This window comes from Enterococcus sp. DIV1304_2 (genome assembly GCF_050555445.1).
GTDB classification, from domain to species: Bacteria; Bacillota; Bacilli; order Lactobacillales; family Enterococcaceae; genus Enterococcus_B; species Enterococcus_B pernyi.
In genome coordinates this window covers 1,258,121-1,280,607 of the sequence record NZ_CP187851.1, presented here as the reverse complement: position 1 = coordinate 1,280,607, position 22,487 = coordinate 1,258,121, and the positions used below count along the sequence as shown (strand labels likewise).

Annotated in this window: 17 protein-coding genes; 3 read left to right on the top strand and 14 right to left on the bottom strand. The window is 41.2% G+C overall.

Going from position 1 to position 22,487, the window contains the following annotated elements; translation table 11 throughout:
- Window positions 1–77: 77 nt before the first annotated feature.
- Entirely contained in the window at window positions 78–833 is a 756-nt protein-coding gene (gene fabI / locus IGJ14_RS06080) for an enoyl-ACP reductase FabI (protein ID WP_010735584.1), read from the top strand.
- A 66-nt stretch (window positions 834–899) separates the two neighbouring features.
- Here fabI and IGJ14_RS06075 read toward each other — a convergent pair whose 3' ends face one another.
- The gene (locus IGJ14_RS06075; RefSeq protein ID WP_195274477.1) at window positions 900–1,913 is read right to left on the bottom strand and encodes a branched-chain amino acid aminotransferase; all 1,014 of its coding nucleotides are present in this window, start codon (window positions 1,911–1,913) and stop codon (window positions 900–902) included.
- A gap of 177 nt (window positions 1,914–2,090) precedes the next feature.
- Between IGJ14_RS06075 and IGJ14_RS06070 the strand changes: the two genes are divergently transcribed.
- Window positions 2,091–3,008, top strand: coding sequence for a mechanosensitive ion channel family protein (locus tag IGJ14_RS06070; RefSeq protein WP_010735586.1), 918 nt, complete (start codon window positions 2,091–2,093; stop codon window positions 3,006–3,008).
- Window positions 3,009–3,287: 279 nt separating this feature from the next.
- On the opposite strand, the gene cbpB is transcribed toward IGJ14_RS06070, so the two are convergent.
- The 8 genes from cbpB to IGJ14_RS06030 all read right to left on the bottom strand — a co-directional run bounded on the left by cbpB (window position 3,288) and on the right by IGJ14_RS06030 (window position 9,703).
- Window positions 3,288–3,794 (bottom strand): cyclic-di-AMP-binding protein CbpB, encoded by a 507-nt coding sequence (gene cbpB, locus IGJ14_RS06065; protein ID WP_010735587.1) that lies wholly within the window; start codon window positions 3,792–3,794, stop codon window positions 3,288–3,290.
- Window positions 3,795–3,900: 106 nt separating this feature from the next.
- A complete protein-coding gene (locus IGJ14_RS06060; protein WP_195274473.1) occupies window positions 3,901–4,413 on the bottom strand; it encodes a metallophosphoesterase in 513 nt (170 codons plus the stop codon).
- Complete coding sequence (rph, locus tag IGJ14_RS06055) at window positions 4,414–5,766, bottom strand: ribonuclease PH (protein ID WP_430608472.1); 1,353 nt, start codon at window positions 5,764–5,766, stop codon at window positions 4,414–4,416. It lies immediately after the preceding gene.
- Complete coding sequence (gene racE / locus IGJ14_RS06050; protein ID WP_019724592.1) at window positions 5,766–6,593, bottom strand: glutamate racemase; 828 nt, start codon at window positions 6,591–6,593, stop codon at window positions 5,766–5,768. The genes rph and racE overlap by 1 nt, the downstream gene beginning before the upstream one ends.
- A gap of 212 nt (window positions 6,594–6,805) precedes the next feature.
- Window positions 6,806–7,462, bottom strand: coding sequence for an amino acid ABC transporter permease (locus tag IGJ14_RS06045; protein ID WP_010735591.1), 657 nt, complete (start codon window positions 7,460–7,462; stop codon window positions 6,806–6,808).
- 14 nt (window positions 7,463–7,476) lie between these two features.
- Window positions 7,477–8,124, bottom strand: a complete 648-nt coding sequence (locus IGJ14_RS06040; RefSeq protein ID WP_023519564.1) for an amino acid ABC transporter permease — start codon at window positions 8,122–8,124, stop codon at window positions 7,477–7,479.
- Between the two features lie 12 nt (window positions 8,125–8,136).
- On the bottom strand, window positions 8,137–8,952 hold the full coding sequence (locus IGJ14_RS06035; protein WP_019724510.1) for a transporter substrate-binding domain-containing protein: 816 nt from the start codon (window positions 8,950–8,952) through the stop codon (window positions 8,137–8,139).
- Between the two features lie 13 nt (window positions 8,953–8,965).
- The gene (locus IGJ14_RS06030) at window positions 8,966–9,703 is read right to left on the bottom strand and encodes an amino acid ABC transporter ATP-binding protein (protein WP_010735594.1); all 738 of its coding nucleotides are present in this window, start codon (window positions 9,701–9,703) and stop codon (window positions 8,966–8,968) included.
- A gap of 253 nt (window positions 9,704–9,956) precedes the next feature.
- Between IGJ14_RS06030 and trpS the strand changes: the two genes are divergently transcribed.
- On the top strand, window positions 9,957–10,970 hold the full coding sequence (trpS, locus tag IGJ14_RS06025; RefSeq protein ID WP_108144721.1) for a tryptophan--tRNA ligase: 1,014 nt from the start codon (window positions 9,957–9,959) through the stop codon (window positions 10,968–10,970).
- Between the two features lie 73 nt (window positions 10,971–11,043).
- Here trpS and pheT read toward each other — a convergent pair whose 3' ends face one another.
- The 5 genes from pheT to IGJ14_RS06000 form a co-directional block, all read right to left on the bottom strand.
- The gene (gene pheT, locus IGJ14_RS06020) at window positions 11,044–13,464 is read right to left on the bottom strand and encodes a phenylalanine--tRNA ligase subunit beta (RefSeq protein WP_195274471.1); all 2,421 of its coding nucleotides are present in this window, start codon (window positions 13,462–13,464) and stop codon (window positions 11,044–11,046) included.
- 4 nt (window positions 13,465–13,468) lie between these two features.
- A complete protein-coding gene (pheS, locus tag IGJ14_RS06015) occupies window positions 13,469–14,512 on the bottom strand; it encodes a phenylalanine--tRNA ligase subunit alpha (RefSeq protein ID WP_195274469.1) in 1,044 nt (347 codons plus the stop codon).
- Between the two features lie 307 nt (window positions 14,513–14,819).
- Window positions 14,820–15,161 carry a winged helix-turn-helix transcriptional regulator gene (locus IGJ14_RS06010; RefSeq protein ID WP_019724054.1) on the bottom strand — a complete coding sequence of 114 codons (342 nt, stop codon included), beginning with the start codon at window positions 15,159–15,161 and terminating at the stop codon, window positions 14,820–14,822.
- A 66-nt stretch (window positions 15,162–15,227) separates the two neighbouring features.
- Window positions 15,228–18,947 (bottom strand): helicase-exonuclease AddAB subunit AddA, encoded by a 3,720-nt coding sequence (addA, locus tag IGJ14_RS06005; protein WP_195274467.1) that lies wholly within the window; start codon window positions 18,945–18,947, stop codon window positions 15,228–15,230.
- Window positions 18,944–22,474, bottom strand: a complete 3,531-nt coding sequence (locus IGJ14_RS06000; protein WP_195274465.1) for a PD-(D/E)XK nuclease family protein — start codon at window positions 22,472–22,474, stop codon at window positions 18,944–18,946. The genes addA and IGJ14_RS06000 overlap by 4 nt, the downstream gene beginning before the upstream one ends.
- Window positions 22,475–22,487: the final 13 nt, after the last annotated feature.

Below are 22,487 nucleotides of genomic sequence, written 5' to 3'. Positions count from 1 at the left end.
TAAGAAATCAAGAAGTTATTTTTTTGCACTTATATTATCGTCAAACAAAACTTTTATTGAATCAAAGGAGTGTCTATATGTCTTTTTTAGAAGGAAAAAAAATCGTGATCATGGGTGTTGCGAATAAACGCAGTATTGCTTGGGGTTGTGCGGAAGCAATGATGCAACAAGGCGCTGAGATCATCTATACGTACCAAAATGAACGGATGAAGAAATCGTTAGTCAAATTAGTCGGTGAAGATGCCTTCACTGTAGAGTGTGATGTCGCTAGCGATGAGAGCATCGAAAAAGCGATGGATACGATTGGTGAATATGCCGGTGAGATCCATGGTTTGGTCCACGCTGTTGCTTATGCCAACAAAGAAGAGCTTTCAGGTAACGTTTCTGATATTTCAAGAGATGGTTATCAATTAGCACAAGACATCAGTAGCTATTCATTGATCGCTGTATCGAAGTATGCCCAAAAGTACTTAGCTCCTAACAGTGGGATCGTAAGTATGTCTTATCTTGGTTCACAACGAGCGATCCCTAACTATAATATGATGGGCATCGCGAAAGCTTCACTAGAAGCTGCCATTCGCTACTTAGCCGCTGAATTCTCACCTAAAGGAATCCGTGTCAATGGGATCTCTGCTGGTGCGATCAAAACGTTAGCCGTGACTGGTGTGAAGGATTACCAAAAATTGATCGAGTTATCCGAATCACGCACCCCCGATCAACAAGGTGTGACGATCGAAGAAGTCGGAAATACTTGTGCCTTTTTGATCAGCCCCCTATCTAGCGGGATCATCGGTGATATCATTTACGTAGATAAAGGTGTTCACTTATCTTGATCCAATAAAAAATCAGCCCTCCAATGTGAGAGCTGATTTTTTTGTAGTTATTTTTACAGCAAGTCATTATTCGACGACTTCGATCCAACCATCTGGTGCTTCGATATCCCCAAACTGGATACCCGTCAATTCTTCATATAAGCGCTTAGTTACTGGTCCTACTTCTGTCTCACTGTAAAAGACATGTAAATCATTTTTATAGTAGATTCCACCAATTGGTGAAATCACCGCTGCGGTTCCACACGCACCTGCTTCTGCAAATTGATCAAGTTGATCGATGTAGATATCTCCCTCAACTGCTTTAAGCCCCAAACGTTCTTCCGCAATCTGCAACAAGGAATACTTCGTGATACTTGGTAAAATCGAAGGCGATTGCGGTGTGATGAACTGGTTGTCTTTAGTGATACCAAAGAAATTCGCCGCGCCGACTTCTTCAATTTTTGTGTGCGTCGCTGGATCTAGGTAAACGCAATCTGAATAATTTAATTCTTTCGCTTCAGTCCCTGGTAATAGACTTGCTGCGTAGTTCCCTCCTACTTTGGCAGCTCCTGTTCCATTAGGTGCCGCTCGGTCATAGTCAGAAACGATAAAGTTCGTTGGTTTTAATCCACCTTTGAAATAGGCTCCTACAGGCGTACAGAAAACAACAAACACATACTCAGGCGCTGGATGAACACCAATGTTTTCTCCAACCCCGATCAGGAAAGGACGTAAATATAACGTTGCTCCTGAACCATAAGGTGGCACAAAGGATTCATTTGCCTTTACGACTTCTTTCACTGCATCAACAAACATTTTTTCTGGAACCATGGGCATCAATAAACGTCTGGCACTCTGGTTCAAGCGACGACTGTTTTGCTCTGGACGGAATAAATTGATCTTTCCATCTTTTCTGCGATAAGCCTTTAATCCTTCAAAGCACTGTTGGCCATAGTGAAGTGCGGGCGATCCTTCATGAAGTGACAGATAATTATCCTCAGTCAATTCGCCTTTTTCCCACTCTCCATCTTTCCATTTGGCAACGAAGCGCCAAGGTGTTTTGATGTAAGAAAATCCTAAGTTATCCCAATCTATTTGCATGTTCATACCACCAATCGTCAGTTTTGAAATATTTTAGCACTATCTCTCCCATTTGTCATCGTTTATTTTAACCACTTGTTATTGCAAGTGTGATTGGTAGCTTATCTAATGATTTATTTTGATTTTTATGCTGTTCTTGTTACAATACAAAAGAGACTAATTAGAAAAGGGGATTTTATGTTTTCATTCATTGCAACAGCAGAAACAACAAGCTCAACCGGAGAAAATTTGACCGATCAAGCGGTCAGTCAACTCAATGCGTTCCAACGTTTTTGGAATAATATTGATTGGGATGGGATTTTTTCTACAATGATCCAAAAAGGATTATTCCTTATTTTTTTGATTATTCTTTTTGGACTCATCAATCGAATCGGTAAATACTTGATCGACAAATCTTTTAAACAATATTCAAAAAAAACCGTTCTTAACGGTAGCCGCTTAAAAACGTTACAAAGTCTTTTAAATACCATTTTCAATTATACGATTGGCTTTTTCTTTATTTATGCCATCCTATCCGTGATTGGTGTGCCGATTGGTTCACTATTAGCCGGAGCAGGGATTGCCGGAGTAGCCATCGGTTTAGGGGCACAAGGCTTTATGAGTGATGTGATCACTGGCTTCTTTATTATCATGGAACAACAAATGGACGTTGGCGACTATGTCAAATTAACGAATCTTACGATCGAAGGAACCGTGGTATCCGTTGGTATCCGGACACTGCAACTCAAAGGTGTTGACGGCACCGTCCACTTCATTCCAAACCGTAGTATCACAACGATCAGTAACCTCTCTCGTTCCAATATGCAAGTCGTTCTTGATATTCGGATCGTTCCGGAAGAAGGCTATGATAAGATCTATGAGATCATTCAAAAAGTTAATGAAACGTTAGCTGTAAAATACGAAGAGGAATTACAAACTGAGCCATCGATCTTTGGATTGGTCGATATCGGCAACAGTAACTTTGCGATTCGGACGATTTGTTACGTTTTAAATGGTAAACAGTTCGAATTGAAAGAAGAATTTTTGAGTTCATATGTCAAAGAACTGACAGCTGCCGGTTACAGCATCCCAAATACACCGATCGTGTTGAAATAGTTTATGTAGTGTCTACGCTGGGAGTGGGACATTAGCCCTCTCCTACCATCTAAAACCGAATGAACAGAAGTGTTTAGGTTTGACCTCTTTTTTTAATCATTAGAAAAATGTCTAAAATGACTAAATTATTTGATTCTCAGGACAAACTTTATTCCCACTCGTGCCATTCCTTAATACAACAAATGAAGCGACGTCCAGAAGTTAGAAATATAATCTAACTTTTGGGCGTCGCTTCATTTGTTTTATGTCTTTCTATTTTGTGAGTAGGATCAATTACCTTTAACTAACGATATCGATTCTTTCTCTTAAATCATCTACATCTATTTTAGGTGATACAATATTTTGACGTTCTAATTCGTGTACCATGTAATTGACTGCTTTCAATAACTCTTTTCGTGTGATGATTCCTTTGAATACTTTATCCTCTGTGACAACTGGCAAGAACGAAGCATCCACTAGTAAATGAAGAACTTCTTCTAGTTCCCAATTTTCATCAATGGTTGGTACATCGGTTTCCATTACATCAGCCACTGTTAGGCCTTCTAATGGTTCCATACTGATTGTTTGTAGGTCCATCATCTTATTGACAACATTCGATAGACTGACTAAACCAACAAAGCGATCATCTTTCCCTAACACAGGGATTTTAGTGTAGCCAACTTTCGATAAAACTAATAGTCCATGCGATAACGGATGTTGATACATAACATTTGCCACGTTTTCTGCTGGAACCAAAAATGTCTCTTGATTTTGCAGTAATAACTCTCTTACAATTGGTCCAATCATGTATTGGCCCTCCATTTCAAATTCTTTCAATATCTCTATTTTACCGAAAACGGATGCAAAATCTATACAAACATTTCTTTTTTTAGCAAAAATTAGAGTTTGTTTGTCAGCGTTTATATTCAAATGCCATGTTATCGATTTTTTTGTGTGATCGATTATAGTATTGGACAGCAAGTGTCTCTTTCGTACTTTCAATGATTGCGTAAGCTGGGATTTGGATCATTCCTCGAGGTTGGGAAATGCTTCCTGGATTCAAGAACAAAATGCCTTGTTCAAATTCACAGCCTAGTTGATGGGTGTGACCAAAAAGAGCAATCGTTGCTTGTTGTTCTTTTGCTTCAAGGGCTAACTGAGTCAAGCCAAAGCGGACATTCGATAAATGGCCGTGCGTCATATATACCCGATCAAGCCCAGTATCTACCACTCGTTTTGTCTCAAAGTCTGTGCCGAAATCACAATTCCCTTGTACACCCAGATAGGTTTCCCATACTTCATCTGTTGCGTCAAGTTCTGAATCACCGCAATGAAAGAAATAATCGACTTGATTTTGGTATTGGGCGAGTAATTCTTCTATGATTGCTCGATCCCCATGGTTGTCACTAACGACTAAATAGCGCATCTACTCCACTCCTTCCAACCATGCCTGCCAAACTTGGCTTAGTTTTGCCATGGCCAAGCCTCGGTGACTGTGGTTATTTTTGTCTTCACTTGAGATTTCTGCCGCTGTTTGAGCATAACCATCTGGAATGAATAAAGGGTCATAGCCAAAGCCATTTTCGCCTTTAGGTATCCGACCAATTCGTCCAGGCCACTCTGCTTCCACTACTAGGCTTTCTTTATTTGGTTCAGCGAAAACCAATGTACAATGGAATTGCGCTGTGCGTTCTTCATCGGCTACATCGGTTAATTCAAAAAGCAGTTTTGCGTTATTTGCCGCATCACTCTTGTGTTCGCCAGCAAAACGAGCAGAATAAACTCCTGGTCTGCCACCTAGCGCATCGACTTTCAAGCCAGAGTCATCCGCCAATACTGGCTGATTCAATACTTGTGCAATCGTTTCTGCTTTTAAACGGGCGTTTTCTTCGAATGTTGTACCTGTTTCTTCGACATCAGGTATCTCAGGATAATCGAACAGTGTTTTGACTGTATAGCCTTCCTTCGCAAATAAGGAACGGAATTCTTCTGCTTTCCCTGCGTTTCGAGTAGCAATCACAATCGTTTTTTCTGTCGGTTCAGGCGTAGTGTCTGACCATTCACTCAACAAAACATTTTTTTGTTCAAAAATCAGTGATTCGATCGCTGTTTTGCCATAAACAAGCATTTCGTTCAATTGTTCACCATCAAAGGTAGCTTCTTCGCCTGTCCCTTGGATTTCTACAAATTTGCCCGATTCCGTCATCACTAAGTTCATATCGACTTCTGCTGCAACGTCTTCGTGATAGTCCAAATCAGTCACACATGTCCCATCAGCTAAAATCCCTACACTGATGGCGGCTAAATGTTCTTTGATTGGATCATTCGCTAACACTTTTGCCTGTAATAATTTTTCGATTGCTAATCTTAAAGCCACAAATGCACCGGTAATACTTGCTGTTCGGGTGCCACCGTCTGCTTGGATCACGTCACAATCAACGATGATACTACGTTCACCAAGTTTCTCGAGATCGACGACCGCACGCAACGAACGACCGATCAAACGTTGGATCTCCATCGTCCGTCCACTTAACTTACCTTTGCTGCTTTCACGACGATTTCTCGTATTCGTGGCGCGGGGCAACATACTGTATTCTGCTGTCACCCATCCTTTACCAGTCCCTTTTAAAAACGGGGGGACTGTCTCTTCAACCGTTGCCGCACAAATCACTTTCGTATCGCCAAAGCTGATCAAAACTGATCCTTCTGGATGCTTCAGCACATTTGTTTCAATCGTGATTTTACGTAAATCTTGGACATTTCTTCCGTCATGACGCATCATTGCTCTTTTCCTCCTAAATCAATCGATTCAACGATCAGTTCTTTTAATCCTAACCAATCTTGGGCAATCTCATGGAACATTTTAGCTGATCCTGTCGTATAAAACTGACAAAGCGTTCGGCCATTTTGTGGTGAATTACTGATTTCAAAATAGTCAAGTAACATCGAAACTTCGCCAATCGTTTCTGCTCCTGAATCGATCAGCATGACTTTATCCCCCATAACATTCTGAATGATCGGGCGAAGGAGTGGATAATGGGTGCAACCTAAAATCAAGGTGTCGATCCCTTTTAATTCTAATGGAGCCAAAGTTTGGGCCACGATTTTTTTAGCGACTGATGATCGGTATTCTTTACTTTCTACGACTGACACAAACTTTGGACACGCCAAGCTGGTGACTTTCAGTTCGGGTGCTTTATCCAGCAAGGCCGTCTCGTAAGCGGCACTTTTGACGGTTCCAATTGTTCCAATCACCCCTACTCGGTGATTTTTCGTTTGTTTGACTGCCGCTCTCGTTCCTGGCAAAATCACACCGATCACTGGAATCGAGAGTGTTGCTTTGATTTCTTCTAATGCGACCGCAGTTGCCGTATTACAGGCAATCACAAGCATCTTTATGCCTTTTTCAACTAAATAATTCGTCATTTCCCATGTATAAGCGATCACTTGCTCTGCTGGTCTTGGTCCATATGGACAGCGCGCGGTATCGCCAACGTATAATATGTTTTCATTCGGCAATTGCTTCAATGCTTCTTTGACGACTGTAAGACCGCCAACTCCTGAATCAATAAAACCGATCGGACGTTTATCTGTCAATCGAATCATCCTTTTTCAAAAAAATTCTACCTTCTATATTGTGGACTTTTTGACGTGATTTATCAAGTCCTACAATCTGCTTTCCTGCTCTTTTCCCACATGACGACTCAACACGTGTTCCAATGAAAATTTTTGGATAACGTAAGAAGGAATCCACAAAAAATTTAAAAAAAATTTCGTGGATTCCTTCTTAATTCCCATGTAAAATACGATTTTTTCTACTAATAACTATACTTTCTTCTTTCTAGGTAAGAAGAAAGTAAAGAAAGTGCGTAACATACGACAAAATACATGAAAGTCATCATAACGAACATTGGTAAGACATAATTGGTATTTTGACCGTAGACGATCCGCGCTTGGTGTGTCAATTCTGGCAACGAGATGATCACCGCTAAAGAAGTGTCTTTGATCAACGAGATCAACTGACTGACGATAGCAGGGATCATTGACTTGAATGCTTGCGGCATGATGATCGTACGCATCGTTTCCACATAGCTTAATCCCGTGGAAAGCCCTGCTTCCATCTGACCTTTCGGCACAGCATTCAAACCTGCACGGAAAATCTCTGATAACATGGCAGATTCAAAAATCGTCAATGCTGCAACTGCTGACCAAAAGATGTTCATTTGGATACCGATTTGCGGCAAAGCAAAATAAGTGAAAAAGATGATCAGCAATAATGGCAGATTACGAATGATGTCGATAATCAAACCTACTATTTTTGATAAATAAGGAATACTCGCAAAACGAAGAACACCTGTCAGCCCACCGATCAGAAAACTAAAAATGATGGAGAAGAGCGAAACTTCGATCGTTACTTTTAGTCCTTCCAGTAAAAAGCGAATATTCATCCATGAAAATGCACCACTAAAATCCATTGAGATTCTCCTTTCTATGAACGAACTGCCCATTTTTTCTCAAGATAAACCATCAAATAAGACAATGGTAAGGTAATGATCAAGTAAAATAAACCGACGATGATATAGGTATCAAACGTGTTGAAAGTTTCACTGGCGATCAAATCCCCTTGATACATGATATCCAAACCAGCAACAATTGCTAAAATCGATGAATTTTTGACCAAATTGATAAATTGATTGCCTAATGGTGGGATAACGATTTTAAATGCCTGTGGCAATACGATGTAACGCATCGTCTCTGAGTAAGTAAATCCTGATGAAAGACCAGCCTCCATTTGACCTTTTGGCACAGTTTGAATGCCCGAACGAACGGTTTCTGCAATAAATGCGGAAGTATAGATCGTCAGCCCGATCGTTCCTGCTTGAAAACCATCAAAGCTGATCCAATAAAGTGGTAATACGACATAGAAGAACATCACGATGATCAATAACGGGATATTCCTAAAAAATTCAACATAGGCTTTCGCTAAACCACGAATCCATTTATTGTGTGACAATTGAAAAATCGCCATCAACGTTCCGATGATCAAACTGAATAAAAGTGCCAAGACACTTGATAGGATCGTTACTTTAAATCCATCAAGGAAGGCTGGCCCATAAGTTTGTATCAATTCACTCATTGTATTCCCTCCTTAATCAATTTTTCCCTGAGTCGTATCTGGGAACCATTTTTCATAAATCTTATCGTAGGTGCCGTCTTCAACCATTTCTGCTAATGCTTGGTTGACTGCATCTAAGAAATTTTCTTGTCCTTTGTTGATTGCAATACCATAAGGCTCTTCGGTAAATGTTCCTCCTGCTAATTCATAGCTAGGGTTCTCCGCTGCCATCCCGAGTAAGATTGCATTGTCTGTCGTCATGGCATCACCTTGCCCCGATTGTAAAGCAGTAAATGCTTCTGCATAGTTCTCTAACTCCAAGATCCGCGCATCAGGTGCATGTTCTCTGATGTTGGCAGCTGAAGTCGAGCCTTTTACCGCTAGAACAGTCGTTTCAGCGTTTAGATCCTCTACGCTTTTGATAGGACTACCCTTTTCAACGAGCAATGATTGTCCGGCGTCAAAATAAACAGAGGAGAAATCGACTTGCTTTTTACGTTCTTCGGTAATCGTCATCGTCGCAATGATCGCATCGATATTCCCATTTTTTAATAAAGGGATTCTTGTTTTAGAAGTAACTTCGACAAACTCTGCTTTTCCATCCTCTCCTAAAATCTTTTTCGTGATCGCTTTGGCGATATCGATATCAAACCCTTGAACTGTGCGACTTTCGATATCCATCATCCCAAACAATCGTGTATCGTATTTGACACCCCAAATGATCTCGTTCGTTTCTTTGCTACGAGTCAAAATATCTTTTTCTGCCAAACTGCTACCTTTACAGCCGCTCAATACTAGAAATACTAGCCCAAAAAGAAATAATAAACGAGTGAATGTTGTCTTACGCATATCGTTCCTCCTATCAATGATTGATTACTTTACTGATAAATTGTTTTGCACGTTCTTCTTTTGGATCATCGAAGAAATTACGTACATCGCGACTATCTTCTAATACTTGTCCATCCGCCATAAAAATGACACGATCTGCCACTTCTTTCGCAAAGCCCATTTCGTGGGTGACCACGATCATGGACATGCCATCTCTTGCCAATTTTTTCATTACGTCCAATACATCGCCGATCATCTCTGGGTCCAAGGCAGATGTTGGCTCGTCAAATAACAGCATTTCGGGATTCATCGCTAAGCCGCGAGCAATCGCTACACGCTGTTGTTGTCCACCAGATAACATGGAAGGATAGGAATCTTTTTTATCTAGCATGTTGACTGTCTTTAAGAACTTTTCCGCATTTTTTACAGCAGTTGCCTCATCTTGTTTTAATACTTTGATTGGTGCCAATGTGATGTTTTCTAAAACTGTTTTATTGGGGTAAAGATTAAAATGTTGAAAGACCATTCCGACATTTTTTCTGATTTCCGTCAATTTTGTGTTTTTATCGCGAATATCGACATCATTGATCAAAAGCTTTCCTGAAGTGATTGTTTCCAAGCCGTTGATACAGCGAAGCATCGTACTTTTCCCTGATCCTGATGGACCAATGACAACGACAACTTCCCCTTTTTCAAACTCAAGATTGATGTTTTTCAACGCATGGAATTTGCCGTAATACTTTTCCACGCTATCAAATTTAATCATTGTCATAACATTACACTCCCATTATTATTTAGTAAGATTTCATTTAAAGATATATAATAGAACACATTATATCCGAAAGCGAAGCAACTTGTAAAGTTTCCAAGAAAATTCCTTTACTCGTTTTCTTTTACCATTTGTATAAATAACGATTTCCTAACTGATTTTTTCAATGATTTTCGGTTTATCCTGTTGTTAATTCTGCAAAAAAACGGTAAGATATTAAGTATTAGTCTTAGAAATTACAAAGAGGTGTTCTTTTTTGAAAAATATTATTTTAACAGGAGACCGTCCTACTGGCAAACTACACTTAGGCCATTATGTCGGGTCTTTGAAAAAACGTGTAGAAATGCAAGCGGATGAGAATAATCAGTTGTTCGTAATGATCGCAGATATGCAAGCCTTGACTGACAATGCGAAAGACCCTGAAAAAGTGTCTTCCAATGTATTAGAAGTTGCTTTAGATTACTTATCGGTCGGTTTAGATCCTGCCAAATCAACATTGTTTATCCAGTCACAGATCCCTGAATTAGCTGAGTTGACAATGTATTACTTAAACTTAGTGAGTGTTGGTCGTGTGCGTCGTAACCCGACTGTTAAAACAGAGATCGAGCAAAAGAAATTTGGCGAAAGTGTCCCTACAGGCTTCTTTATCTACCCTGTCTCACAAGCTGCTGACATCACTGCGTTCAAAGCAAATCTAGTCCCAGTTGGTGAAGACCAAAAACCAATGTTGGAACAAACGCAAGAGATCGTCCAAAGCTTCAATCATACCTACGGTGATGTGCTAGTTGAGCCGAAAGGCGTCTTCCCTCCTAAAGGAATGGGTCGTTTACCTGGAATCGATGGGAACGGAAAAATGAGTAAATCATTAGGAAATGGCATCTACATTTCTGACCCTGCGGATGTTTTACAGAAAAAAGTCATGAGTATGTATACTGATCCAAATCACATCCATGTCCAAGATCCAGGACAAGTCGAAGGCAATATGGTCTTTACTTACTTAGATGTTTTTGGTACAGACAAAGAAGCAATCGAAGAGATGAAAGCCCACTATCGTCGTGGTGGACTAGGTGACGTGAAAATCAAGCGTTACTTGATCGACGTATTAGAAGCAGAGTTTGCACCGATCCGCGCACGTCGTGAAGAGTTGGCGAAAGACCCACAAGCCGTGATGGATATCTTACGTCATGGTAGTGAAGAAGCCGCTAAAGTTGCGGCAGCCACACTTTCTGAAGTGAAAGCGGCAATGGGCATCAATTATTTCAATAAGTAATCACACAAATAAAACTGGAACAAAAATCATTGAATGATTTTTTGTTCCAGTTTTTTTCTTCTATTGTTAAAGGTTAACGAATACTTGCATCGACTGTTTCTGTCAACGCCTTTTCAACCTTACTCATTGCTTGGTTGATTTCTTCATCCGTCAACGTTGCTTCAGGATTTTCAAAGCTTAACGTATAGGCAACTGATTTATGCCCTGATTCAATATTTGCTCCTTGATAGACATCGAATAGTTCCACATTCGTCAAGAATCGACCAGCTGCTGATTGGATCGTGCGAACGATTTCTTGATTCGTCACTTGTTCAGCTACTAACATGGCAATGTCACGCGTCACACTTGGGAATTTTGTGACTGGTCGGAAAGTGATGCCTTTTTGCGATGCTTCTACGACTGTCGCTAAATCAAACTCTGCCACATACGTTTCTGGAATATCATAAGCTTTAGCAGTCATAGGATGTACTTGACCAACAAACCCGATCATTGTTTCACCTAAATAAATGGCTGCTGTACGACCTGGATGAAGTTCATCGATCGTTGTCAACGCTTGATAAGTGATTTCCTCATTGATGGAAAGTTGTTCGAATACATTCTCTAATATGCCTTTTACTGTAAAGAAATCAACCGCTTGAGGCTTACTTTGCCAACTCTTTTCTTCCCATGTGCCAGACACCGCAAGAGCTACGTGAGTGACTTCTTGTGGCAGATGTGTCAACGGATCGTTTTCTTGATAGAAGACGCGACCCACTTCATAAAATGCGATATCTGCATTTTTACGTGCTGTATTGTATTGGACGTTATCCAAAAGACCACTGATCAAGTTCATACGTAAGACAGAACGGTCTTCACTCATCGGCCAATCCAAGCGAGTGATGGCTGTTTCTTTCAAAGCGAATTGACGAGATTTATCTTCCGTTGTCAATGCATAACTAATGGCTTCAGTTAGACCACTGCCTTCAAGTAATGTACGGATCTTCCGTGTTGTCGCTTGTTCTTGTGTCAAACTACCTGCAACTGTTTCGCCGCTCGGTAACGTTGAAGGCAAACGATCATACCCATAAATACGTGCAACTTCTTCGATGATGTCTGCTTCGATCTGGATATCCCAACGTCTTGGAGGCACAACGACAGTATAAGTTTCTCCATCGACTTGATAGCCGAATCCTAATGCTTCAAAGATCTCACTTACTTCAGCGACACTTAACGTTGTGCCAAGGTAATGGTTGATGCGGTTCAATGTGATCTGTACTTCGACTTCTTTCGCTTGATACTCAGAACCTTTGACCGCTCCTTGTAACACTTCTCCTCCTGCTAAAGCAACGATCATCGCCGCTGCAACATCACTTGCTTCGCCGACGGTTCCTTTATTGATGCCTTTTTCAAAGCGCGCAGATGATTCACTACGTAAATTGAAACGTTTTGCTGTGCGACGAATTGAGATTGGGTCGAATAGAGCGGATTCTAACGCAACGGTTGTCGTTGTTCCCGTGATCTCTGAGTCTAGTCCCCCCATTACCCCAGCTAAAGCCACTGGCACTTGTCCATTCGTGATGACCAAGTCTTCTGAAGTCAATGTACGCGTTTCGCCATCTAACGTCACGATGTTCTCTTCTTCTGCTGCATGACGCACCACGATTTCTTCTGAACCTAACTTATCATAGTCAAATGCATGTAACGGTTGACCGAACAATAATAAGATATAGTTTGTGATATCAACGACGTTATTGATTGGTCGGATTCCTTCATTCATCAAGATATTTTGTAGCCATTGTGGACTCGGTTGGATCTTGACGTTTTCAATGATACGGATTTGGTATGCTGGTACTAATTCTTCGTCTTCTACTTTTACCGCAATTTTCTCTGAAGCTTTACGTTCAACTTCTACTAACTTTTCATCATTGAATGTCGGTGTTTGGCGGTAGATCGCGCCAACTTCGTACGCCACACCTCTCATTGATAACGCATCGGCACGGTTAGGTGTGATCGATAATTCGATGATAGCATCGTCCATATCTAGATAAGAAAAGACTGGTTCTCCATTGACCGCTTCTTGTGGCAAATAGTAGATGCCTTCTGAATATTCTTTCGGTACGACACTGTCAGAATAACCGATTTCTTGTAAGGCACAGATCATCCCATTCGAAACTTGTCCGCGCATCTTGCCTTTTTTGATTTTGACATTGCCCGCAATCCGTGAATTTGGTAAAGCCACGATGACTTTGATTCCTGCTTTGACGTTCGGTGCGCCACAAACGATTTGTGATAATTCCTCTTCGCCGATGTCGACTTGACAAATCGATAGATGATCCGAATCAGGATGTGGAATACATTCCTTCACTTCTCCGACAACGATTTTTTTCAACCCTTCTTCAGGTACAGTCACACCTTCGACTTCGATTCCTGTGACTGACATTTTGTCTGCAAGTTCTTGCGGTGTCACATTTGATAAATCAACGTATTGATTCAACCATTTATATGATACTAACATTCTTTTACTCCCCCTTGAACTGACTTAAGAAGCGCAAGTCATTTTGATAGAAATTACGAATATCGTTGACCCCATAACGTAACATTGCGACACGATCTGGGCCAAGTCCAAAAGCAAATCCGGAGTATTCTTCAGGATCGATCCCTGACATTTCCAAGACATTTGGATGAACCATACCAGCACCTAAGATCTCGATCCAACCTGTGTGTTTGCAGACGTTACAGCCTGAACCACCGCATTTGAAACAGCTGACATCGACTTCAACAGATGGTTCTGTGAATGGGAAATAGCTTGGACGTAAACGGATTTGACGATCTTCACCAAACATTTTCTTCATCACGACTTCAAGCGTTCCTTTCAGATCACCCATTGTCACGTTCTTGTCAATCACCAATCCTTCGATTTGATGGAATTGATGGCTGTGTGTTGCATCATCAGTATCACGTCGGAAAACTTTCCCTGGTGAGATCATGCGTAGCGCACCTTTTGAAAAGTCATGTTTTTCCATGGTACGTGCTTGGACAGGTGACGTATGGGTACGGATCAAGATCTCTTCTGAGATATAGAAAGTATCTTGCATATCACGCGCTGGATGATCTTTTGGTAAATTCATTCGTTCAAAGTTGTAATGGTCTGACTCGACTTCATATCCTTCAACGATTTGATACCCCATGCCGACAAAAATATCTTCGATTTCTTCCATGATCTGCGTCAAGATATGGCGTGTACCTTGCTTGACTGAGCTACCTGGAAGCGTTACATCGATCGTTTCTTTTTCTAATGCTTCATTCATTGCAGCGATTTCCAAGACTGCTTTTCTTTCTTCGATTTCTTGTGTCAATAGATCACGGATCTCATTGGCAAAGCTTCCTACTTTAGGTCGCTCTTCGGCACTTAGATCTTTCATTCCACGTAAGACCTCAGTGATCGGTCCTTTTTTCCCTAATGTTTCGACACGGATTTGATTTAGTTCTTTCAAATCCTGCGCCTGCTTGATCTTGACGATCGTTGCTTCTTTCAAGCTTTCGAGTTGCGCTTGTAAAGACATGACATTTCCTCCTTTAAATTCAACTACAAAAAAGACCTCATTCCTATCAAGGAACGAGGTCTTCGCGTTACCATCCTAATTTACGATCCCAACGAGATCGTACACTCATTTTAATAACGACAGACATACTGCCGGTCTGAACTATCTCAGACGAACTCGGAAAGTGAACTTCATTTTTCAAACACAGGATCTGCTTTCAGTCCATGACAGATCTCCCTATACTGGTTTAGCCAAACTACTCTTTTTCGTCAACATTCTTTTTTATCTATTCAATTAAAAACTAGTGTACAAGATTTTTGATGCAAAATCAACTGCATTCTTCGGGTGTGACCCATTTCTCACTCCAAAGCTGTAACTGGACCATCGCTTTTTGTAGATCTGCCCCTTTTTCCGTCAGCATATATTCTGAACGACTGGATTCATTACACGAAAAATTGCGGGTAACGATCTTTTCTTTCTCAAGCTCTTTTAATCGTTCGACCAAGACACGATCACTGACCATCGGGATTTTTGCAGAGAGATCAACAAAGCGTTGCGGACCATTTTCGAGTAATACATCGATAATCAATCCATTCCATTTTTTCCCTAGAATCGAGAATGTTTTTTCAAATTTGGGGCACAGAATGAATTCTGTCTGTGTTAGCTCCATTTTACTCACCTCTTTTCATGAGTATAGCATATTACTTACAAAGTGTAAGTCCAGTTTGCTCAATTCTTATTCTTTATTAAGATTTATTATTTTCTTCGCTTGTAGCAAAACTAAAAAGACATCTTGAACGGGTTTAGCCAATGCTTCACTCAACGCACGTTGGTATAAGTTCAATTGCCCGCGGTATTTATTGATGACTTTAGCAATCTCCTCTGGATTTTCAGGATGTAGAATAAAATCAGTTTTGAAATCATAAAGCTGTACATACTCACCAAAATCAAGATAACCATCGACGATTCCATGGACTAATAATTCATCTTCTTCATTTGGATAGTGATCGAACACCCTTTCTGCTTGTAGAAGCATTGAAAATGGTTGTTCGCGTTTTACTTTTTCTGGATGTTCGATCAATGATCGACCAAGAGCAGATTCATAAAACCATAAGATCGAATCAACTGGCACGCGTTTTGCTACTTGCTCATCGACTAAACGTTTTTTGACGAGGGTCGTCAGTTCTTTTTTGATGCTTTCTTTCGTCAACTGTTCCAATGGTAAGACTTGTAATAGAAAATGTGTCGCTGTCCCAACAGCTGCGGCAGAAACTTTGCGCTCTTTTTGTACAAAACGTGGTTCAGCTAATTGGTCTTGCGTATACCTGAAAGGCTGGGCAAAGGCTTTTTTATCACTGCTTTCCCAAGTCAAACGTGCCTCTGGGGAATCATCTGGATCTTCAAACAGCCGTTTGATCTCAGAAACCGATTGATAACTCGTTGTTTGCGAAGAGGCTTCATAAGGATAAGTGAAGGCTAAACGAGCTTGTAGTTCAGCCGTTAATGGTGTTTGATCTCCTTTTTGTTCCTCTGCTTGCTCTTCTTTGACTGTCAATGCTTGGCGTTGTGTTAAAATCGCTTGTTGATCCATCCAGGTGATCGTAAAATCTCCCGGTGAATGTTTCAGTTGTGGCAAAGGCGTGATTTCTGGAAAATATTCGGTCATTTTAGGATGACGGATCAAGCTGTAACCGATCCAATTCATCAAGCTACTCGAACTTTTCAGGCGAATCACAGGGTCTAACACTACATCCGTTTGCTCACTTGCTTCTGACCAGGCTTTGAACGTGTCTTCTTTGCTTTTGTAAGAACCGACAATAAACAGTTTTTGCTCCGCCCGAGTCAATCCAACGTATAATTTACGCATTTCTTCTGAGAGCAATTTTTTTTGTTTCGCTAATTTGATGGCTTGATAAGGTAAGGTGTCAAACAAGACCCGCGTGTCTGGCTCCATGTAGCGCACGCCCGCACCTAGTTTTTCTTCGAAGGCGTAACGGTTTTTCAAGTCTTGTAGATTGAATTGCTTCGTCATATCTAATAAGAAAACGATAGGAAACTCTAATCCTTTACTTGCATGGATGGTCATGACGCGAACGGCATTGTCACTAGAAGCAATCACTGGTTCCGCCAAGTCTTTGTCTTTTTCCTGCATTTTCTCAATAAATCGTACAAACTGATAGAGACCGCGAAACGAACTTTGTTCATAAGCTTTGGCACGATCCACTAACGCATACAGATTCGCTTGACGTTGCGCACCAGCCGGCAACCCAACGACATATTCTAAATACCCCGTTTGGTAATAGATCTCCCATAATAAGTCCGTGATCGAAGAACGCCGTGCTAACTCCCGCCATTGTTGCAGTTGCTCATTGAAATGAAGCAACTTAGCCGCTAATTCATCTTGGTTATTATTTTGGTAAGCTAAGACTGCATCATAGTAAGTATGCACCTTATCTGCTAATCGGATACGTGCTAACTCGGGTTCGATCAAGCCAACGACTGGTGAACGTAACACTGAAGCTAAGGGAATATCCTGATAAGGGTTGTCGATCAATTGGAGCAATGAAATCATGATCCTGATTTCTGTCGCTTGGAAATAATTCTGCGCATCATTGAGTTCCAACGGAATATCGAACGTTTTGAACACTTCTAAAATCGTCAAATTGTTTTTCTTCGTTGGTGTCAATAACACGATATCTTTGTATTCGATCGGGCGCTCTTCTTGACTTTTTTTGTCGTAGATCATGAATTTTGAATCGATCAATTCACGGATCTTCAAACCAGTCATCAAGAGTTCACCTTCTGTCTTATCTTCCAACATATCGTCCATCGGCAACTCGATTTCTGTCGTTTCTTGTTCCTTTTCATAGATCAAGACTTCTGGTGCAAAACGTTCATTTTCTGGAAACCCAGAAAAACCAAGAACCAGCCGAGCCGCTTCATCATAGGCGATTTGTCCGACTGTTGGGTCCATCAACTGTTCAAAAATCAAGTTGGTAAACGCTAAGACTTCCTGACGGGAGCGAAAATTCTCCGCCAAGACGATTCGTCGACCGCCTTTTTCTTCCGAGAATTTCTCATATTTATTGATAAATAGAGTTGGATCTGCTAAACGGAAGGAATAGATCGACTGTTTGACATCTCCCACCATAAAGAGATTGCCTCTCTCCTCATCTGGCTCTCTGACCCAATAGAGCAATTCTTCTTGCAATTGATTGACGTCTTGGTACTCGTCGACCATGACTTCTTTGAACTTTCTGCGATAATAATCTGATGCTTCGCTTGGTAACCACTCTTCCTCAGTCTGTTTCGTCAAAATTTGTAATGCCAAGTGTTCCAGATCATTGAAATCTAGCACGCCTTTTTCACGTTTGCGCGCACTGAAACCTTCCATGAAAAGCTTAGTGACTTCGGTCATTTGTTCAACGAGGGGGAAGGCTTTTTGACTCAACTCTTCGATTTGCGCAGGCGAAACTGGAAAGTAGCTTTTGCCGATTTGTTGTAAGATTTTTTTGGCACGGTCTCGCAAGTTTTTGACTTCAGCCGAACGCTCTTTCAACTCTGCTTTACGACTACTTTTGAAAGTCGAAAACGTCAGATTTTCTAAAGCTTGGTAAGCTTCGTCTAACTCATCACCAAGAAAACGTTCATAGATTTGTTGGATACTTGCTTGTTCTTGTGAGACTTGTTCAAACATCTTTTCAAGTCCTTCTTCTTGTGCCAAAACGACCATTTCTTCGTATAACTGCGTACAATGGAGTAGATCAGCTAAAACGAGCGGCCGGATCTGTTCTTGATACAATGCAGAAGCTGCTAAACCATCTTCTAAGCGATACGCTTCTGGTAAGCGATCCAACCAAGCCAACGGATCAGGATTTGCTCGGGCAAAATCATAGAGAGAAAATACGAGGTTAGTCAAACCGTCATCTGAACGATCATTTGAAAAGTTCATTGTCAGCTGGAAAAAACCTTCGCGATTTTCTGCATAGAGTTGTTCTCTGATCTCATCCCAGACATCTTCTTTCATCAAGATCGTTTCCGTTTCATCCGTCAACATCCGAAAGACTGGGTCGATATCGATCAAATAGTAATATTTACGGATCACCGTTAAACAAAACGCATGGAGTGTCGAGATATTTGCGGTAGGTAGTAAAACGAGCTGTTTCGTAAAATGTTTTTGCCAGACCGGATCACTTTCACTATTCACTGCTTCTTGCAAGGCTACTTGGATCCGTTCCTTCATTTCTCTTGCTGCTGCTTCTGTAAACGTCACGATCAGCAACTCGTCGATATTGACACCCATTTTTAACTTTTCGATCACTCGGCGGACTAACACAGTCGTCTTACCTGAGCCAGCGGAAGCCGAAACAAGTAGGTTGTCGCCTTGGTCAAAAATCGCTTGCCATTGTTCATCGGTAAAACGTTCATTTTCCGGTTTTAAAGGAATTGATGTCACTCGTCTTCACTCCTTTTTAGTATTCTGCGCAATGCTTCATCTTTATCCAGTTTTTCTAAACGATGATAATTATTTTCTTTGAGCATGACATCAAACGTACAAATACTTCTGAACGGACAATGCTCACAAGCAATCCGTTGTTTATCTTTGTAAGCGGGATTCAGTTTGATCTCCCCTGAGGTGATCGCTTCCCCCGCTAAACGCATATTCTCACGATTATGGTTCATGAATAATTGAAGTTCTTCTTCTGTATAGAACTTCTCTTTACTATAACTGCCTTTTTGTAACTCGTCTTTGGCATTTTTCTTCACCGGATAGATCAATGAACTTTCTTTTGCTTCCAATGAATGATCGAGCACCTCTAACAGACCTGGATCATCGACAAAAACACCGTCATAGCTGAATTTCTTCAAGGTATTCTTCTCGACGTCTGTCGTATCCGTCAAGACTGGATTATGCACATGCAAATAATAAGAGCCTGCTGGTTTGACTGCGGCTTTCCCAGTCAAACGTACAGCATCCATCAATGCCACATCAAGATATGTCAATAGTTGCATCGCCATGCCGTAGTAAGCTTCAGTCACATCAAAAGAACGACCACTTGATTTATAATCCACCACACTTAACCACGTATCACTTTGTTCAGTTGCCACATCGATGCGATCGATTTTTCCGCGAACGTGGAGTTTTCCGCCTTTGTCTAAAGGTATTTCCAAACCTGGTATCCCTCGTGCACCAGCGATCTGACCAAATAAAATCTCTGTTTGCAATGGTTTCATGCCCGTATTCTTGCTTTGTTTTTGTAACGCCCAAGCCACTTTTTGGATCGTTTGCCCTAATTGGTAACGAATATAGTTCATGCGGGCAGAGCTATCTAAAATCTCAAAACGTAATTCACCAAATACTTCTTGTAAGACTTTTTCAGTAAATTCTTGTCGTTCCTTCTCCGACATCGCCACAAGTGACAGTTGATTCGAGAATAACAATTTGAAGAAGCGATCCAATGATTCATGATAAAAGTCGCCAGTGGCAGCTGGTGTCAGTCCATAAATATTACGTTCTTTCAGCTTCAAACCAAACTGGACAAAGTATTTATATTCACAGTTATAAAAGTTTTCCATGCGTGAGATCGACGTATAGATTTCTTTGCCATAGAGAGCTTCTGCCATTTCTTCTGATAAGGAAACTGGTACATTCAGATGATCTTGACTTTCAAAAATCGTCAATGCAAAATTTCGTTGATCCGAACGCAGAACTAACTCTTTTAATTGTTGCCAATAAAGTGGTACTACCTGTTTGGCTTCTTTTGCTAAACGATAGACCCGATTGATCGTATTGATCCCACTACGGTAAGTGCCAACGTAACAATCTGGCTTACTCGTCAATTGCAACTGGCATTTTGGCTCGACTGGAACGCCTAGATAGTCAACGACTCGTTTCAAATACGGAGACATTTTCAACCGATTGGTATCATAGCTCTGCGCGTAGCTCAAGTACAAACGTTCCGTTCCCGAAACAAACACTAAATACGCTTGGAAAGGTTCGAAAGACATACTTTCTTTTGCTGGATCGAATAAAAACTGATCCTCGCCTAACCCTTGATTCAACGCTTCACGTTCTTCACTCGATAATAAACCTTTAGTTTCATGGCGATCTGGAAACACTTGGTCATTCAAGCCGACCGCAAATGTTACTTTTGCTTGATTGGCACGTACAAGTTCCAACCGGTTGATCCTCACTTGGTCGATTGCTGTAGGGATCTTCCCATAGCTGAGATTTTCTAGGCCACTCGTGATGATCTCTTGAAATAATGACCAGTCGAATGCTGTTTCTCCGTAGATCAATGAATACTCGTCCAAAAGATCCATCAAAGCGCCCCAAGTTTGTTCATGGTTTCTAGCCGCAGCTAACCCGCCACGCGCCACTTCTTGGTCTCGCCAGAAAAGCAATTGTTGTTGCACACCGCTTTCGATCAAGAAGCGATAAAACAAAGTGACCGCTTCTTGCCCTGTTCGGCTTTTTTTGATGTTCTTCAGGAATACCGGCACCATGTCGCGGAAAAGTCTTCGGACCGTATTCGATTGCTCTTCCAGTTGTTTGACGTCTTCTAGCTGTTCTGCTTCAAAATCATAGGCGACAAATTGCCAATCTTTTTCGCGAAGCCAATAATTCCCTTGGTAGTTGTACGCTAGTGCTACGTTTTCCGTGATATCTAAATTCGTGCGGAATTGATTTCTAGTAGCTTCCCAAGTAGCCAGATCGAGCTCTTCATCTGTCCGACCGATCGTCAACTCCGTCTTGAAGAAACGCATGATGTCGTTTAGGCGATATTGATAACGATCCAAAGCAAACAAACTGTTGATCCATTCGATCAATGGATGGTTTTCCATCAGTTGCTCTTCATCCAGATAAAAAGGGATCGCCATCTCTTGGAAAATTGGTCGCAATAAATTGCCATACAGTGTCATATCCTTCGTCAACACTTGGATATCTCGATAGCGAAATCCTTCTTGACTGACCAAACGACGGATCTCCACCGCTAATTGGCGAACTTCTTCCGTTGGATTCTCCGCCTCCCACAGATGTAATGTCTCTTGCGCGCCAAGTTTCACAGGTTGGCTTTTCTGCTGGCTGGAAGTTTCTTCCCACATTTGTTGTAATGTTTGAAGTTCGTTTTGGTGTTCTCGATTCGGTGCATAATGATCAACAGCCACAGGAACATTCAATTCTCTTGCTGCGTTGAGAAGTTGGAAATAGATCTTTCCTGTATTGAAAAACAAGGTCAACGGATCAGGCAGATCGGATTTGTAGGGACGATCCAATAGCAAATCGACCACTAGATGTCCTTTTTCCATCATTTTTTGCAGCAACTGGTACTCTTGGGCGTTGATCCGGGCGAAACCACTCACTAAGAACTTGATCTTATGATAATCCTGCGTCGCCATATAATTCGCTAATACCGTCAGCGCATCTTCAGATTGTAGGGCGCGTTGGACTAATTCCTCTTCGAATGCAGAGAAAATCAGTTGTAGATCCTTCATTTTCAATTGTCGGTCTTCTTCTTTTGGTGATTCTCCTGTCACAGAAGTCAACAGATCAACAGGGGAAATTTTTCCGACTTGTAGTTCGCTATATAGCTCTTGTAACTGACGGATAAACCCTTTTTTGCGGATTTCTCCTCGAAATATCGTCAATTCTTCTTGTTTTTTTTCTAAAATTTGGCGGAGGATCATCGCTGAGCCAGATTCGGTCAATTCACTACCTGTCAGCAATGTAGTTTGTTGCAATAAGTACCAAGCCAAACGATAGAAACTGAATACTTGCATGTTGGTTGTGCTAAATGAGCTTTTTCCGCTTTTTTTGCGCATCTCAGCGAGTAATTCTTGCTCTTGTTCAAATTTATTATAGTTAGGTACAAGGAAAAATACTTGATTGTCTTCATCTTTGTCAAGCCAAGCGGCGGCTTCATCGATCAGTGCTTTGCGGTGGTCTTTTTGACCATTCCCTAAGATAAATTGTAACGACACCTTATTGCCTCCT

Bases quoted from the DNA above. Each gene is read 5' to 3' on its own strand.
- IGJ14_RS06035 (WP_019724510.1), bottom strand. From the start codon at position 8,952: ATGCGTAAGACAACATTCACTCGTTTATTATTTCTTTTTGGGCTAGTA.
- IGJ14_RS06045 (WP_010735591.1), bottom strand. From the start codon at position 7,462: ATGGATTTTAGTGGTGCATTTTCATGGATGAATATTCGCTTTTTACTG.
- IGJ14_RS06060 (WP_195274473.1), bottom strand. From the start codon at position 4,413: ATGCGCTATTTAGTCGTTAGTGACAACCATGGGGATCGAGCAATCATA.
- fabI (WP_010735584.1), top strand. From the start codon at position 78: ATGTCTTTTTTAGAAGGAAAAAAAATCGTGATCATGGGTGTTGCGAAT.
- IGJ14_RS06075 (WP_195274477.1), bottom strand. From the start codon at position 1,913: ATGCAAATAGATTGGGATAACTTAGGATTTTCTTACATCAAAACACCT.
- IGJ14_RS06030 (WP_010735594.1), bottom strand. From the start codon at position 9,703: ATGACAATGATTAAATTTGATAGCGTGGAAAAGTATTACGGCAAATTC.
- rph (WP_430608472.1), bottom strand. From the start codon at position 5,766: ATGCGTCATGACGGAAGAAATGTCCAAGATTTACGTAAAATCACGATT.
- racE (WP_019724592.1), bottom strand. From the start codon at position 6,593: ATGATTCGATTGACAGATAAACGTCCGATCGGTTTTATTGATTCAGGA.
- pheT (WP_195274471.1), bottom strand. From the start codon at position 13,464: ATGTTAGTATCATATAAATGGTTGAATCAATACGTTGATTTATCAAAT.
- IGJ14_RS06040 (WP_023519564.1), bottom strand. From the start codon at position 8,124: ATGAGTGAATTGATACAAACTTATGGGCCAGCCTTCCTTGATGGATTT.
- pheS (WP_195274469.1), bottom strand. From the start codon at position 14,512: ATGTCTTTACAAGCGCAACTCGAAAGCTTGAAAGAAGCAACGATCGTC.
- cbpB (WP_010735587.1), bottom strand. From the start codon at position 3,794: ATGATTGGACCAATTGTAAGAGAGTTATTACTGCAAAATCAAGAGACA.
- IGJ14_RS06010 (WP_019724054.1), bottom strand. From the start codon at position 15,161: ATGGAGCTAACACAGACAGAATTCATTCTGTGCCCCAAATTTGAAAAA.
- IGJ14_RS06070 (WP_010735586.1), top strand. From the start codon at position 2,091: ATGTTTTCATTCATTGCAACAGCAGAAACAACAAGCTCAACCGGAGAA.